Source organism: Nocardioides sp. P5_C9_2 (genome assembly GCF_054049555.1).
Genome location: NZ_JBFUMD010000003.1, coordinates 14,139 through 27,631 on the forward strand (window position 1 = coordinate 14,139; position 13,493 = coordinate 27,631).

The window sequence follows — 13,493 nt, forward strand, 5'->3', positions numbered from 1 at the left end:
AGAGTGGGACCGGCACCTTGTGCTTTTCTTGCGGGCTCGCGCACGTGCCCGGCGGCGGGTGGAGACCCGAAGGTTTATGCAAGGTGCGGCGAGCAGGCTCGCGTGCATGACCGCACGGGCACGGGAGGACGGAGCGTCGGAGACCGCCGGCCGGAGCGAGGTCGCCCGACGGGGGTGGCGTCACGGAGCGGGCGTCCTGGCGCTCGCCGGGCTCGCGGCCGCGGCCTCCTGCCTCGTCGCGCTGGCGCTGACCGGCGGACTCCCCACGGCCGTCCCCGTCGGGCTTCCCGACGCCGGCAGGCTCACCTGGTGGGGGCTGCGCGTGGTGACCGTCGGGGCCCGGCTGGCGGCCGTGTGCACCGTCGGCCTCCTTCTCGTGGGGGCCGTCCTGCTCCCCGCGCAACCCGACGGCGGACTGGGGGTGACCGCCCGGCGGGCCCTCGTCTGCGCCGGTCGCTGGGCCGCCTGCTGGGCGATCGTCAGCGGCCTCGAGCTGGTGCTGACGTCGTCGGACATCGCGGGTGTGCCCGTCACCGGGCTCGACGCCGAGACGGTCGCGGTGACGGCCAGGTCCGGCCCCGGCGCCGCCCTGTGCCTGGTCGCCACCCTGGCGGCGGTCGTCGGGGTGTCGGCCGGTGCCGCCCGCACGGCGCGCGCCGGCCGTGTGCTGCTGGCCTGCGCGCTGGCCGGTCTCCTGCCCGGCGTCCTCAGTGGCCATGCGTCCTCGGCGGCGGGGCACGACGTCGCGCAGTCGGCGCTGGTGGTCCACGTCGTGGCCGTGTCGCTGTGGACGGGCGGGCTGGCGGGCCTGGTCCTGCTCCTCCGCACCAGTCCGACCGCCCTGGCCGCGGCGGTGGTGCGGTTCAGCCCCCTCGCGCTGGCGGCGTACGTGGCCGTCGCCGGCTCGGGAGTCCTCGCGGCCTCCGTACGCCTGGACACGTCGCTCACCGCGTGGACCAGCCCGTACGGGGCCCTCGTGGGCGCGAAGGTCGCGGTCCTCGCGGTCCTCGGGCTCGTCGGGCACCTCCACCGACGCAGGACGATCCCGGCCCTGGCCGGGCGGCCCGGTCCCGCGCCCTTCCTGCGGCTGGCCGGTGTCGAGCTGGTGCTGATGGGCGTGGCCATGGGGCTCGCCTCCGCGCTGTCGCGCACGGCACCGCCACCGGTGCCCGAGGCCGCCCCGTCGGCCCACGGCACCGGCCACTCGTCCCTGCCGGCCGTCGTGGAGCGCTGGTCCCTGTCCGAGCTCGCCACCGCGTGGCGGCTCGACGCGATCGTGCTGGTCGTGCTCGCCGCCGCGGTGGCCGGCTACGCCCGGGGGGTCCGCGCCGTACGACGCCAGGGTGGGCAGTGGCCCGCGCTCCGGACGGTCGCGTTCTCCTGCGGGATCGCCGTCGCGCTGGTGGACCTGTGCTCCGGCGTGGCCACCTACGCCCCGGCGGTGCTCAGCGTGCAGGTCTCCCAGCTGCTCGTGGCGCTGCTCGTGGTCCCGACCCTGCTCCTGCTCGGCGCTCCGACGACCCTGTGGTCACGGGCCGGCGGTCGGGCGCCGAGGCTCGCCGCGAGCCCGATCACCGGCGCCGTCGCCGGCTCGGGACTCCTCCTGGTCGTCTATCGCACGCCCCTCATCGAGGCCTCCCAGCGCTCGTACTGGCTCCACCTCCTCGTCCTGCTCCTGGCGATCGTCGCCGGGCTCCTGCTCCTGCGGCCGGCCCTGGACGCCGATGACGGGCACTCCCCGGACGGCGCGGACGAGCTGCAGTGGTGCCTGGTCGCGGTGGCCGGGTGCCTGGCGTGGCTCGCGGCGCAGCTGCGGTACGGCGACCGCCTCCTGGCGGCGGACTGGTTCCTCGAGCTCCGGTGGGGCTGGGTCGACCCCGTGGACGACCAGCGGCTCGCCGGCGCGGTCGTGGCCGGCGCCGCCTGCGCGGTGCTCGTGCTCGCCGTCGCGCTGCCCGCGCGTCGCCGCGCGGGACAGTCGCTCACCCGGTGAGCGGCCACAGGCGCATCAGGGAGCGGCCGAGCAGGTCCGACGCGGCCACCGGTCCGTAGTCCCGCGAGTCCACCGAGTTGCCGCGGTTGTCGCCCAGCACGAACACGCTGCCCTCCGGCACCGAGAAGGTCGCGCTGTAGTAGCCGGCGACCGTGTCGGGGTCGACGTACGGCTCCGTGACCGGCTCGTCGTCGACGTAGAGCACCCCGTCCAGCACCACGACCACCTCCCCGCCCAGTCCCACCACGCGCTTGATCGTGCGGGCACCGTCCTCGGGTGAGCGGAAGACGACCAGGTCGCCGCGGGTCAGGTCGTCCAGCTCGGGGGGGTGCCGGGACACCAGCACCACGTCACCCTCGGCGTAGGTGGGGTCCATGCTCGCGGAGTCCACCCGCACCGGGACGACCAGGGTGGCGCGCACCACCACGATCGTCCCGAGCAGGAGCGCGAGGGCCACCCCCCACGTGCGGAGCCGCGCCCGACCGGACACCGCGCGTCACTGCGGCGGAGCCGCGTACACCGGGTGGTTCACGTGCGTCGGCGAGAGGTCGACCGCACCCACGGCGGGGGCGACGAGGAACTGGTTCATCATGTCGTGGTCCTCGTGGGCGAGGTTGTGGCAGTGGATCATGTAGCGGCCGCCCTGGTCGGCCGTGAGGCCCGCCTGACCGGTGGAGCGGCCGTCGGGGTACGCCGCGGGTGCCATCGCGTAGTGCACCAGCACCTCGACGATCTCGCCCTCGCCGACGTACACCACGTCCTTGGGCCCCTTCTCCCAGGGCTGGACCCGCCCGGCACCCCCCCTGCGGGAGATGATCTGGAAGTCGACCAGGTGGATGTGCAGGGGGTGGTACCAGCCGCCCGACTTGTTCTCGATGCGCCAGATCTCGTAGTCCCCCGGACGCGGCGGGTCGCCCGCCTCGTCGGCGAAGATGTTCCAGCCCTGGGCCTGGACGTCGTACCAGGTCATGTCGTTGATCAGGAACTCGTTGGTGACGTCGTCGTGGTCGAGCTCGATGTCGCGGGTACGCCGTGCGGCGCTCCGGGTCGCGGACATCACGGGGTGCAGCTCGGTCGGAGGCGGCACACGGACCTGGTTCCACCGGGGCTCGGAGGACTCCGCCGTCACCCGCAGCTGCATCACCTTGCCGGTGTACAGGAAGTTCCGGTTGTTCTTCGCGCTGGCGTTGCGCAGCTCCACCTTGTCGCCGATCAGGCAGCCCGCGAAGTCGACCATGACCTCGTAGCGCTCGGCACCGGCGTGGCGCCAGCTGGTGATCGGCTGCGGGACGGTCAGGCCCCCGTCGGTGCCCACGACCCAGGTGGGCAGGGTCGCCCCGGTCCGGGTGTTGACGAAGCTCAGGGTCATCGACCGCGACAGCGTCGCGAGGAGCACCCGGAAGCGGTAGAAGCGCCGCTCGACCTCGTGGTAGGGCCAGGGCACCGCGTTGACCGTGATCACGTCGCCCCACAGCCCGGAGCGGTCACGGTCCATGTAGGCGAGCTTGCCGTCCTTGGCGAACATCGCGTCGGAGACGGTGAGGGGGACGTCGTACCGGCCCTGCGGCAGGTTCTCCTTCTCCCAGGCGTTCTGGAGGTGGTACTGCGCGACGAGTCCGCTGTAGACGTTCTGGGCGGTCTGGTGCACGCCGTGGTCGTGGTACCAGAGCGTCCGGGGACTCTGGTGGTTCGGGTACCAGTAGTCCTTGTAGTGGCCCGGCCTGGTGACGTCGTCGGCGAACCCGTCGTACTGCGGCAGCGAGGCCGACCCGTGCAGGTGCACGGAGGTCGCCACCTCGTAGCCCCAGCTCGGGTGGATCGACGGCAGGTCGTTGTGGACGCGCAGACGCACCCGGGTGTTCTGGTCGACCTTGATGAGCGGGCCCGGCACCGTCGGCGCGGCGCCGACCCCGGCGTACCCGAAGATCGGCGTGAGCGGGGCGCCCGCGTCCAGGAGCTGGACGGACGCGGCCCTCTCGCTGATCTCGTACATCAGGTAGTCGCCGTACTGGTCCTGCATCGGCGTCCCGACCAGTGGCACGGGCACGGGCAGCCGGCGTGCGAACCGTGCCGGCTTGGCCGAGGTGCTGATCCAGTCCGACGTGCTGGCCGACTCGCCCAGCGGCAGCGTGAGACCGGCCACGGCCACGCCCGCACTCAGGCCCCCCAGCTTCAACAGGTCCCGACGTCCCAGGTTCGTCATGGCTGGCTCCTTCGTGGCTCCCCCCGCGTCGACGACGAAGGTGCGGACAGACACAGCCTCTCGGGACCACCTTGGGGATTTCTTGCACTGCTGCCCTCAGACCTCCCGGGGCTGGCGCGGGATGAAGAGGATCAGGACGGCGGCGAGGATCGAGGCCACCCCACAGATCGCGAAGAGCTCGCGGTACGCCGTGAGGGACGGGGCCGCGAAGTCGCCGAGGATGACCGTGTCGGCGGCCAGGACGGCGCCCCCCGCCGCGCTCGCCAGGGAGCTGCCGAGACTGCGGAACAGGGTGTTCAGGCCGTTGGCGGCACCGATCTCGGAGGCAGGTGTGTAGGAGTTGATCAGTGACGGGATCGCGGCGTACCCGATGCCCGTGCCGATGCCCACGACGGTGGCGCCGACGACGACGTGCCACAGCGAGTCGGTGAACACGATGCGCGATCCCCAACCCAGGGCCACCACTCCGGCGCCGAGGGCGAGGGTCTGCGGGGCACCCCGCGAGACGATGAGCCGCGCCGCGACCGGCGAGAAGACGAGCATGGCCAGGCCGCTGGGCAGCATCACGAGGCCACCCACGAGCAGGCTCGACCCGAACCCGTAACCGGTGGCCTCGGGCGCCTCGACGTACGACGCCGTCCCGATGAAGGAGGCGAACAGCGCGAAGCCGAAGAGGACGGAGGCGATGTTGGTGATGATGATCGGCCCGGTGCGCAGCGCGGCCAGGTCGACCAGCGGGTCCCGTACCCGGGTCTGGGTCCAGCCGAACACGACCAGCAGGACCGCCGACACGGCCAGCAGGACCGCAACCCGCGGGTCGTCCCAGCCCCACGTCGCGCTCTGGGTCAGCGGCAGCAGGAGGGTGACGAGGGTGGCCGCCAGGAGCACCGAGCCGAGCACGTCCACCCGCCCACCGCTGCGACCGGGCGCCTCGGGGACGACGGCCAGGATGCCCACGAACGAGATGGCGCTGGCGACGGCCGTGATCCAGAAGAGCGCGTGATAGCTCGAGTGCTGCGCGACGAAGCCGGCGAGCGGGAGGCCGAGGGCGCCTCCGACACCCAGCATCGCGCTGATCAGCGCGATGCTGGAGCCGACCCGCTCCCTGGGCATGATCGTCGCGAGCAGGCTGATCCCCAGCGGGATCGTGGCGGCCGCCAGGCCCTGCACGGCGCGGCCGGCGATGAGCACGGCGAGGTTGTCGCYGAGCGCGGTCATCAGCGAGCCGACCACCAGGGCGCCGATGGCGACGAGGAGCACCAGCCGCTTGCCGAACATGTCTCCGAGGCGTCCCATGATCGGCACGGAGACCGCGGCGACCAGCAGGGTCGAGGTGAGCAGCCAGCTCACGTTGGTGGCGGAGGTGCCGATCTCGGCAGGCAGGATGGAGAGCACCGGGATGAGCAGCGACTGGGACAGCGCCACCACGAGGGCACCCAGCCCCACCACGAGCAGGTTGAGGGTCGCTCGCGAGTCCTCGACGACGGGCGACGCCGCACGGTCGTCCGGGGCGGCCGCCCTCGTCAACGTCTCCGGTCGTCGGTCGGGCATGGGCTTCTCCTGAGAGGTGACGGGGTGGCACGCGGGACGCGACCGCCTGTAACGGCATACTACGTCACGAGTGGCACTAAGTGTCAATTACGACGTTGCATGCCAGCCCTGCTACGGTCGCCCCATGCCAGCGCCACCGACCCTGCGGGACCGTGCCCGCGGAGCGGTCCGGGACGAGGTCATGCGTCAGGCGTGGGAGCTCTTCGCCGTGCAGGGGTTCGAGGCCACGACCGTCGACCAGATCGCCGACGCGGCCGGCATGTCGCGGCGCACGTTCTTCCGCTACTTCGACGGCAAGGACGAGCTGGTGCTCGAGCGTCTCGTGGAGGCCGGGGACCGGATCGCGGCCGCCCTCGCGCGGCGGCCCGCCGAGGACTCGCCGTGGCGGGCCATGCGCGAGGCGTTCACCGAGACCGTGGTCGTCCAGGAGACGCACGACTCCCGCGCCCGACCCCTCCAGCTCATGCTGCGCGACGAGCCGGCACTCCGCGCGGTGCTGCTCGAGCGGCGGCGGCGCTGGGAGCAGCTCCTCGTCCCGATGATCGCCCAGCGGCTGCCCGGCGGTCGCGCCGGCTCGGGACCCGATCCACGCGCCCACGCCATCGTGGGCTCCGCGCTGTCCTGCCTCGAGGCGGCGCAGGAGATGTGGGCCGAGCACCCGGGCCGGCGCCTCGGCCCCCTCCTCGACGAGGCGATGGGGGCCGTGTGCCCCTTCGACGAGCAGCCGCGCTGAGCGCAGGTCAGCGTGCGCGTCCGCGGTCGTCACACGGTGGCGTCACGTCGATCCCGACGAGCGCCATCTCCGCGTCGATCAGCTCGAGCGAGCGCTCCATCGCCGTCGGCCGGAGCTGGCCGGCCCCCTCGTCGAAGGGACTGTCGAAGAAGTTGAGGAGCAGCATCGAGAAGGCGAGCACGACGGTGACGCTGCCCATGAGCATGGCCTGGGGGAGCACGCCCTCGGCCGGGTCGGCGAAGAACAGCATGAACACGAAGATCACCGCGGCGGCGATGTAGAGGACCACCCACAGCGGCGTCGGCAGGATCCCCTCGGCGCCGTGGATCCTGTCGCCCCTGGCCTGCTGGCGCTGCACGGTCTGGTCCATCCACCGGTCGTACGCCGACTGGGCGGTGTCCGAGCGCGGCTCGACCGTCTGGATGGTGCGGTACAGCTCCACCCCCCACGGGTTGGTGGCGGTCGTCATCGTCCCGGCCGACAGCGCGTCCCACTCGGTCGCGACCACCGATCGCGCGTAGCAGACCAGCTGTCCCGTCAGGTCGGGACCGACGTCCGCGGGGAGGAACTGGGCCGTCTCCACCTGCTGGGCCACCAGGGTCGCCTCGTCCTCGGCGCCGGAGAGGGACGTGTCGTAGGAGGAGAAGCCGAGGAAGATCATGAAGCCGAGCAGCACCGAGAAGCCCGTGGCCAAGCTCCCGAAGACCCCCGACGCCCGGTCACCGTCCTGGAACCGGCTGCCCGCGGGTGCCCACCGACGGGCGAGCATCATCGTCGCGACACTGCCGGCGCACAGCACGGCCACCAGGACCGTGGTCCGCACCAGGTCCATGCCCTAGCCCCGAGGCTCCTGGTCGCGCAGGAACCGCCGCGGATCCTCGGCCGCCCGGGGCAGCGACCTCATCCACCGCGCGAAGTCGTCGCCGAGGCGTCGCTCGAGGTCGTCGAGGTACAGCGCGCGCATCTCGACCGCCCTGAGCCGCGAGGCGTCGGTGCGGGCGCGTTGCAGGGCCACGTAGCTGCTGCGCCAGGCCTCGCACAGGTCGCCGTCGGTGAGCTCGTCGGTCACGACGAGCTCGGGCTCCTCCACCATCGGGAGCGCCCGCGCACCGGGCGTCGTGGCGACCGGATCGCTCCGGACCCTCGTCGGCGTGATCCGTGCCCATCTCTCGGGACCCACCGCGACGCGGATCCACCGCCGCACCGCGGGGTGCGCGACGGCCAGGACCGCCGCGAGCGGGACGGCGGCCAGACCGAGGAGTCCGAGGAGTCCGATCGCGCTCACCACGCCCATCGCCGGGACGAGCCCCGCCGCGCGGAGACGGAGGGTGCCCGGGTCCTCCTCGAGCAGCCACCGCAACCCGCACCAGAGCCACCCGGACGCCGCCACCAGCAGGAAGAGGCCGCACGTCGCGGCCCAGCCGAGCATCGCGATGGCCGCCATGACCCCCACCGCCAGGGTGAGCCCGGCGGTGCCCACCCACACGATGCCGGCGCCGCGTGCGACGGCCCGGCGGAGCCGCGACTCCCTCGCCGACGTCAGTGCGCTCATGACTCGTCCTCCTCCGTCATCCCGGCCCCGGCCAGGGGGTCGGCGCCTGCTGCGGCGCGGGCGACGCCGGTCGGCCCGTCGGGAAGGCTCGCCGCCGCCAGGGCGGCCACGAACCCCACCTCGTCGAGCCGCTTCCTGAGCGCCCGCTGTCGTGCGGCCCCGGACTTCTGGGTACGCCGTTGCGCCACCAGCCGGGCGACCGTCGCCCAGTCGCCGGACGCTTGGAGGGCGGGGCGCAGGTGCTCGACCATCCGGTACAGCACGGCCTGTCCCGGCGCCAGGACCCCCTCGCGGGGGTCGATGAGCAGGGTGCCCAACCCATATCTGGCCGCGCTCACCAGTGACTCCTCCAGGACGTGCTCCGGCACCATGGCCGCCGGTTGGCGGGTCAGTGCCTCCGCCAGCGCGGTGGCGACCAGGGCGCGGCACAGGGCGGCCTGGAGCAGCGTGTCGGCGACGGTGAGGCCGGTGTCGGCGATGCGGAACTCCACGGTGGGGAAGCGTGGCGACAGCCGCGCGTACCAGTAGACGCTGCTGGCATCGATCGCGTCGAGCGCCGCGACGCGCTGCTCGATCGCGGCGTCGTACGCGGCCACGTCGACGCACCACGGCGCCAGACGTGCCGTCGGCCAGCTGCTGAAGACCCGGTGCCGGTAGCTCTCCCAGCCCGAGTCGCCGCCCTCCCACATCGGCGAGTTGCCGCTGAGGGCGAGCAGCACCGGGAGCCAGCCGCGCACCCGGTTGAGGGCTTCGACCCCGTCGGCACGCGTCGGCACGCCCACGTGCACGTGGGCTCCGCACACCACCGCCTCGTCGGCGATGTCGGGGAACCGCTCGCGGAGGAGGCGGAAGCGGTCGTCGTCGGTGAGCTGGCCCAGCCCGGTGGCCCGGAAGGGCGCGGTCCCGCTCGAGATCATGTCCGCGCCCCACCCGGCCGCGGCCCGCGCCACGGCCCTCCGCCCGTCGGACATCTCCTCGGCGAGCGCCGCCAGGTCGGTGCAGACCCCCGTGGCCGCCTCGACCTGGAACTGCATCCACTCGGCCTGGAAGCGCCGACCGCCGGGCAGGTCGCGGAGCACCTGGGGCGCGACCGAGGCCGTGCTGCCGTCGGGGTGGAGGAGGAAGAACTCCTCCTCCACCCCGATCGTGGGGACCGGCGGGACGGTCTGCGGTGGCGTCCAGTGGACTGCGGGGCACACGGCGGATACGCCCCAGGTCAGACGGGCTGCAGCATGGTCGGTGCGAAGGGGACCTGCTCCTGGTGACCGTCGCGGATGACGATGCACGTCGACTCGGGGACCTCGAGCCAGGCGCCCTGCAGGTTGCCGAGGGGCTCCGACACGACCAGCCGGGCGTCGTCCGAGAGGTCGTGCAGCAGGGGGTTGTCGGGGTACTGCTGGCGCAGCGTGTGGACGTCCGCGTTGTGGAACAGCGACCGGGATCGACCCTCGCTCGAGTAGCGGAACGCGTAGAAGGACTCGCCGTCGGTCGTGGCGACGGTCATCTGCATCGGGAAGTTCTCACCGTTGCGGCGCCCCACGTCCTCGATCAGGCCGACGGCCCGACTCACCGCGCCGACAGCGTCCGACTCCAGGCCGAACGTCAGGGCCAGGTAGAAGAACACCTCCGTGTCCGTCGATCCCTCGATGTCGGCGAACAGCGACGGGTCGACCGCCATCGCCAGCTCGCGCTTGTAGCGGTGGAAGCCGCTGATCATGCCGTTGTGCATGAAGAGCCACTTCCCGCGACGGAAGGGGTGGCAGTTGGTCTCCTGCACCGGCGAGCCGGTCGACGCACGGATGTGCGCCAGGACACAGCCCGAGGTGATGTGAGCGGCCAGCTCCTGCAGGTTGCGGTCGTTCCATGCCGGCTCGGTGCTCCGGAAGACGCCCGGCGTCGGCCGGTCGCCGTACCAACCGAGCCCGAACCCGTCCCCGTTGGTCGCCTCGGCCCCCATCGTCGAGCTCATGCTCTGGACGATCAGGGAGTGCTCCGGTCGGTACAGGAGGTCTTCGATCAGGATCGGCGATCCGGTGTAGGCGAGCCATCGGCACATGGGCTTCCTCCTGGTCAGGGTGCGTCCCCCCATTGGAGGCGCCCGCTCCGGGCGGGGCATCACCCGGCACGGATGACCCCGGACGGCTCAGCCGGACCCGGAGGCGGACGGGGCGTCTCGCGCCTGCTGCTCGCCGAACCACGTCGCGAGCGGCCCGGCACTGAGACCGTGGGCGAGGACGCTCATCAGGACGGTCACGCCGATGACGGCGATCACCTCGTCCGCCTCCTTGCCGAGGTCCTCGAGGGCGAGCAGCGCGAAGACCAGGGAGGCGAGCCCGCGAGGTCCGAACCACCCCATGAACAGGACCGTCGACCGGTCCAGGCCCGCACCGATGGTGCACAGCGCCACCGGGAGCATGCGCACCAGCGTCAGGCTCAGCACGGCGTACAGGACGGTGTCGAGGTTGACCCGGTCGACGATGATCGGCAGCGCGATGACGCCGAACCCGAGCCAGGTCAGCAACCCCACGAGGCTGCCTGCCTGCTCGAGGAAGACCAGCTCCGCGGCGCTCCGCGGTCCGGCGGTGACGCCGAACGCGAGGCCGCCGCAGAACGCCGCGATGAACCCGTTGCCGTGCAGCGTCACCGAGCCGGTGTAGGCCATCACCGCCAGGGCCAGGACGGCGATGCCGACGTAGCTCTCGGCCGCCCAGCCACCATGGCGGGCGCGGCGGACCAGGGCGCCGCCCGCGAGGCCGACCGCCGTGCCCACGACGGCGCCCACCGCGAGCTCGACCAGGGCGGACCCGAGCCCGGGCGCACCGGACACCCCCTCGGCCGTCGCGGCCCCGGCCAGGGCGAACACGACCACCGGCGTGACGATCCCGTCGTTGAGGCCGCTCTCGACCGTGAGCAGCCGGCGGATCCTCGCCGGGATGTGCGGGTTGGTCACCACCGCCAGCCCGAGCGCGGCGTCGGTGGGGGCCAGCGCGGCCGCGACCAGCAGGGCGAGCCACACCCCGAGCGAGGGCAGGAGCCAGTACGCCAGGGCCCACCCCGCCAGGATGGTCAGCGGCAGCCCGACCGCCAGGAGGCGCAGGTACTGCCCCGCATCGACGCGCAGCTCGTGGACCCGGACACCGGCCGCGTCGGCGAAGAGCACCCAGACCAGGGCGAGCTCCACCAGCGGCTTGAGGGTCTCGGGCGCGGACGGCGAGTCGAGAACACCGAATGCGGCCAGCACCCCCCCGACGGAGACGAACACGACGGGCGCCGTGAGGTCCGCGCGTTCCAGGCGGCGCGAGACCAGCCCCCAGGCGAAGATCGTGGCCATGACCACCAGCACGGAGGTCTCACCCATGACGTCTCCCATGCGGTCGGCTCCCGTCCGAGTCTCCGGCGCGGGTGCGGGACCTGGATCATCCGACGTGGATGACCGCGGTCACGATCAGCCGGCTCCCTCCTCCCCCTCCCGGACGGAGGACTCGTCCGAGGGGCGCCGCCGGGGGCCGAGTGCACTCATCACCTTGGCCACGATGGTGACCAGGAACAACTGTCCGAGGAACATCTCGCTGACCGCGAGGCTCTGGCCCGGGTTGCTGGCGGGCACGAGGTTGCCGTAGCCGGTCGTGGTCAGCGTCGTGAAGCTGAAGAACAGTGCCTGAGCGGTCGTCGGGTCGCCCTCGGACCCGAAGAAGGGACCAGCCTGCACGACGCCGGTGAGCTGGTAGCAGAAGCCGTAGACCATGCCGATCATGGCGTAGCTGGCGACGGCTCCCCACAGGGTCTCGCGGTCGACCTGGGGCCGCAGGGCGAGGTGGCGCAGGATGGCCACCGGGACGAAGACGTACAACAGGGTTCCGGCCGCGAGGACGACCGTCGGCGAGGAGGCCAGGGTGGCGACCAGGGCAGTGATCGCCGTCGCTGCGAGGAGCGGCACCACGAGGAGACGGGTCGGGCGCTGCGCTCGGGCCGTCACCAGGGCGAACCAGGCGGTCGCGACCTGCAGCAACACCCCCACCGGCTGCCCCTGGGCACCCGCGGAGCTGCTCACGACGAAGGTGATGGCCACCAGGGCCAGGACGACCCTGTACGTCCGTGGGACGAGGACGCGGCGAGCCATGCGACTACCCCGACCTCTCCGTGACCGGCGACCGCCCAGCCCCCGGGGCCGTAGACGCCCCTGCGTCCGTCTCCCCGCGGACCCACCGACCGAACGTGCCCTCGTCGGTGGCGATCACCTGGCCGACGACGGCGGTGACCAGCCAGATGAAGGCCAAGGCGTACAGGCAGGCCAGGTAGGTGAAGGCGACCCCGATGGACCCGTAGCGCCCGGCGCTCGACTCCAGCGCACGGGGGATCCAGACGGCGGAGGCCGGGCGCACGAACGCCATCACCACCGCGACCAGCACGGCGCCCGGCAGCAGCAGGCGGACGCCGACCCGGCGCGACAACAGGACCCACGGCACGAAGACCCCCAGCGCGAGACTCACGACGAGCGACAACACCATCGCCCACAGGCCTCGCGGTGGCTGCTCGGCGAGCCGGCGGGTGAGCGTCAACGTCACGGTGATCGCGAGGGCCAGAGCCACCAGGGCTGCGAACCACCGCCATGCCGAGCCCAGGGTGGTGGTCGGTCGCGGAAGGAACCAGATCGCGGCGAACGCGCGGGTCAGTGCGCGGGACAGGCTCGTCGCCGACACCAGGACGAAGAGCACCCCGACGACGCCGAAGCTCGCGCTCTCCGACCCGTTGATGGCCTGGTCGAGGACGTCCTGGGCACGCGCCGGCATGCCGGTGGCCTCCCCGAGCGACGCGCTGTCCGGGCCCATCCAGGTCGCCGCCATGAGCAGGATCGGGAAGATGGAGGTGAAGAACTGGGCCGCGATCGTCATGGAGCGATCGAAGAGCTCGATGCGCGCGAAGCTCGTGGTGCTGGCGGTGAGGATCCGCCCCGGCCAGCGCGAGACGGCGTGCTCGACCCAGCCTCCGAGCCGGGGTGGGAGGTGGCCGGAGGCGGCGTCGATCAGCTGTCGCGTCGGGTCCGGCGGCGACGCAGGCTCCGCGACGTGCAGCCTGGATCCCTGGGGTTCACTGCTCACCTGATCGGCCCGTCCTCGATGCTCGGCACCAGTGGACGGTCCGACCGACACATCGGTCATCATCCCGGCCGGACGAGGGAGGACGGGCCCCGGACGGGGGCGTGACGTCCGACCCGTCGGGGTGGGACCAAGGACCCTGCCCGCGACCGCACTTCGCCCTCGAACCTCGAAGAAGGGCCTCCGGGGGCAACCGCCCCCTGCCTGCGGACAGAGGAGTGCCATGGACGCCGCCGCATCGAGCCGGACCGTCGAACCGGCGGCGGCGCGCCTCCACGGCCCGGAGCATCCGTTCCCGGGCCGTCTCCTGGTGGGCGACGTGCTGCGCCCGCGCCTGGTCGAGCTGCTCGACGACGCGGTGGGGA

At 72.7% G+C, this 13,493-nt stretch carries 12 protein-coding genes; 2 read left to right on the forward strand and 10 right to left on the reverse strand.

Features of this window, described 5'->3' with window-relative positions; all coding sequences use genetic code 11:
* Nucleotides 1-106: 106 nt before the first annotated feature.
* Nucleotides 107-1,993, forward strand: coding sequence for a cytochrome c oxidase assembly protein (locus ACXJKL_RS00345; protein ID WP_457205055.1), 1,887 nt, complete (start codon nt 107-109; stop codon nt 1,991-1,993).
* On the opposite strand, the gene lepB is transcribed toward ACXJKL_RS00345, so the two are convergent.
* From lepB to ACXJKL_RS00360, 3 genes are all read right to left on the reverse strand, one after another.
* Nucleotides 1,983-2,450: a signal peptidase I gene (lepB, locus tag ACXJKL_RS00350; protein WP_457205056.1), complete on the reverse strand. Its 468-nt coding sequence runs from the start codon at nt 2,448-2,450 to the stop codon at nt 1,983-1,985. The genes ACXJKL_RS00345 and lepB overlap by 11 nt on opposite strands.
* A 39-nt stretch (nt 2,451-2,489) precedes the next feature.
* Nucleotides 2,490-4,196 (reverse strand): multicopper oxidase family protein, encoded by a 1,707-nt coding sequence (locus ACXJKL_RS00355; protein WP_457205057.1) that lies wholly within the window; start codon nt 4,194-4,196, stop codon nt 2,490-2,492.
* A 96-nt stretch (nt 4,197-4,292) separates the two neighbouring features.
* Nucleotides 4,293-5,747, reverse strand: coding sequence for an MFS transporter (locus ACXJKL_RS00360; RefSeq protein WP_457205058.1), 1,455 nt, complete (start codon nt 5,745-5,747; stop codon nt 4,293-4,295).
* Between the two features lie 124 nt (nt 5,748-5,871).
* Between ACXJKL_RS00360 and ACXJKL_RS00365 the strand changes: the two genes are divergently transcribed.
* The gene (locus ACXJKL_RS00365) at nt 5,872-6,480 is read left to right on the forward strand and encodes a TetR family transcriptional regulator (RefSeq protein WP_457205059.1); all 609 of its coding nucleotides are present in this window, start codon (nt 5,872-5,874) and stop codon (nt 6,478-6,480) included.
* Nucleotides 6,481-6,487: 7 nt separating this feature from the next.
* On the opposite strand, the gene ACXJKL_RS00370 is transcribed toward ACXJKL_RS00365, so the two are convergent.
* The 7 genes from ACXJKL_RS00370 to ACXJKL_RS00400 all read right to left on the reverse strand — a co-directional run bounded on the left by ACXJKL_RS00370 (nt 6,488) and on the right by ACXJKL_RS00400 (nt 13,131).
* On the reverse strand, nt 6,488-7,312 hold the full coding sequence (locus ACXJKL_RS00370; protein ID WP_457205060.1) for a bestrophin-like domain: 825 nt from the start codon (nt 7,310-7,312) through the stop codon (nt 6,488-6,490).
* A gap of 3 nt (nt 7,313-7,315) precedes the next feature.
* A complete protein-coding gene (locus ACXJKL_RS00375) occupies nt 7,316-8,032 on the reverse strand; it encodes a hypothetical protein (RefSeq protein WP_457205061.1) in 717 nt (238 codons plus the stop codon).
* The gene (locus tag ACXJKL_RS00380; protein ID WP_457205062.1) at nt 8,029-9,231 is read right to left on the reverse strand and encodes a carboxylate-amine ligase; all 1,203 of its coding nucleotides are present in this window, start codon (nt 9,229-9,231) and stop codon (nt 8,029-8,031) included. The genes ACXJKL_RS00375 and ACXJKL_RS00380 overlap by 4 nt, the downstream gene beginning before the upstream one ends.
* A 17-nt stretch (nt 9,232-9,248) precedes the next feature.
* Nucleotides 9,249-10,088, reverse strand: a complete 840-nt coding sequence (locus ACXJKL_RS00385; protein WP_457205063.1) for a class II glutamine amidotransferase — start codon at nt 10,086-10,088, stop codon at nt 9,249-9,251.
* 87 nt (nt 10,089-10,175) lie between these two features.
* Nucleotides 10,176-11,390 carry a cation:proton antiporter gene (locus ACXJKL_RS00390; RefSeq protein ID WP_457205064.1) on the reverse strand — a complete coding sequence of 405 codons (1,215 nt, stop codon included), beginning with the start codon at nt 11,388-11,390 and terminating at the stop codon, nt 10,176-10,178.
* 87 nt (nt 11,391-11,477) lie between these two features.
* Complete coding sequence (locus ACXJKL_RS00395; protein WP_457205065.1) at nt 11,478-12,152, reverse strand: ion channel; 675 nt, start codon at nt 12,150-12,152, stop codon at nt 11,478-11,480.
* Nucleotides 12,153-12,156: 4 nt separating this feature from the next.
* Complete coding sequence (locus tag ACXJKL_RS00400) at nt 12,157-13,131, reverse strand: YhjD/YihY/BrkB family envelope integrity protein (RefSeq protein WP_457205066.1); 975 nt, start codon at nt 13,129-13,131, stop codon at nt 12,157-12,159.
* Nucleotides 13,132-13,493 lie beyond the last annotated feature (362 nt).

What these genes read in the sequence shown, in the direction of transcription:
- ACXJKL_RS00345 (WP_457205055.1), top strand. Translation starts at nt 107, where the DNA reads ATGACCGCACGGGCACGGGAGGACGGAGCGTCGGAGACCGCCGGCCGG.
- ACXJKL_RS00355 (WP_457205057.1), bottom strand. Translation starts at nt 4,196, where the DNA reads ATGACGAACCTGGGACGTCGGGACCTGTTGAAGCTGGGGGGCCTGAGT.
- ACXJKL_RS00365 (WP_457205059.1), top strand. Translation starts at nt 5,872, where the DNA reads ATGCCAGCGCCACCGACCCTGCGGGACCGTGCCCGCGGAGCGGTCCGG.
- ACXJKL_RS00370 (WP_457205060.1), bottom strand. Translation starts at nt 7,312, where the DNA reads ATGGACCTGGTGCGGACCACGGTCCTGGTGGCCGTGCTGTGCGCCGGC.
- ACXJKL_RS00375 (WP_457205061.1), bottom strand. Translation starts at nt 8,032, where the DNA reads ATGAGCGCACTGACGTCGGCGAGGGAGTCGCGGCTCCGCCGGGCCGTC.
- ACXJKL_RS00385 (WP_457205063.1), bottom strand. Translation starts at nt 10,088, where the DNA reads ATGTGCCGATGGCTCGCCTACACCGGATCGCCGATCCTGATCGAAGAC.
- ACXJKL_RS00390 (WP_457205064.1), bottom strand. Translation starts at nt 11,390, where the DNA reads ATGGGTGAGACCTCCGTGCTGGTGGTCATGGCCACGATCTTCGCCTGG.
- ACXJKL_RS00395 (WP_457205065.1), bottom strand. Translation starts at nt 12,152, where the DNA reads ATGGCTCGCCGCGTCCTCGTCCCACGGACGTACAGGGTCGTCCTGGCC.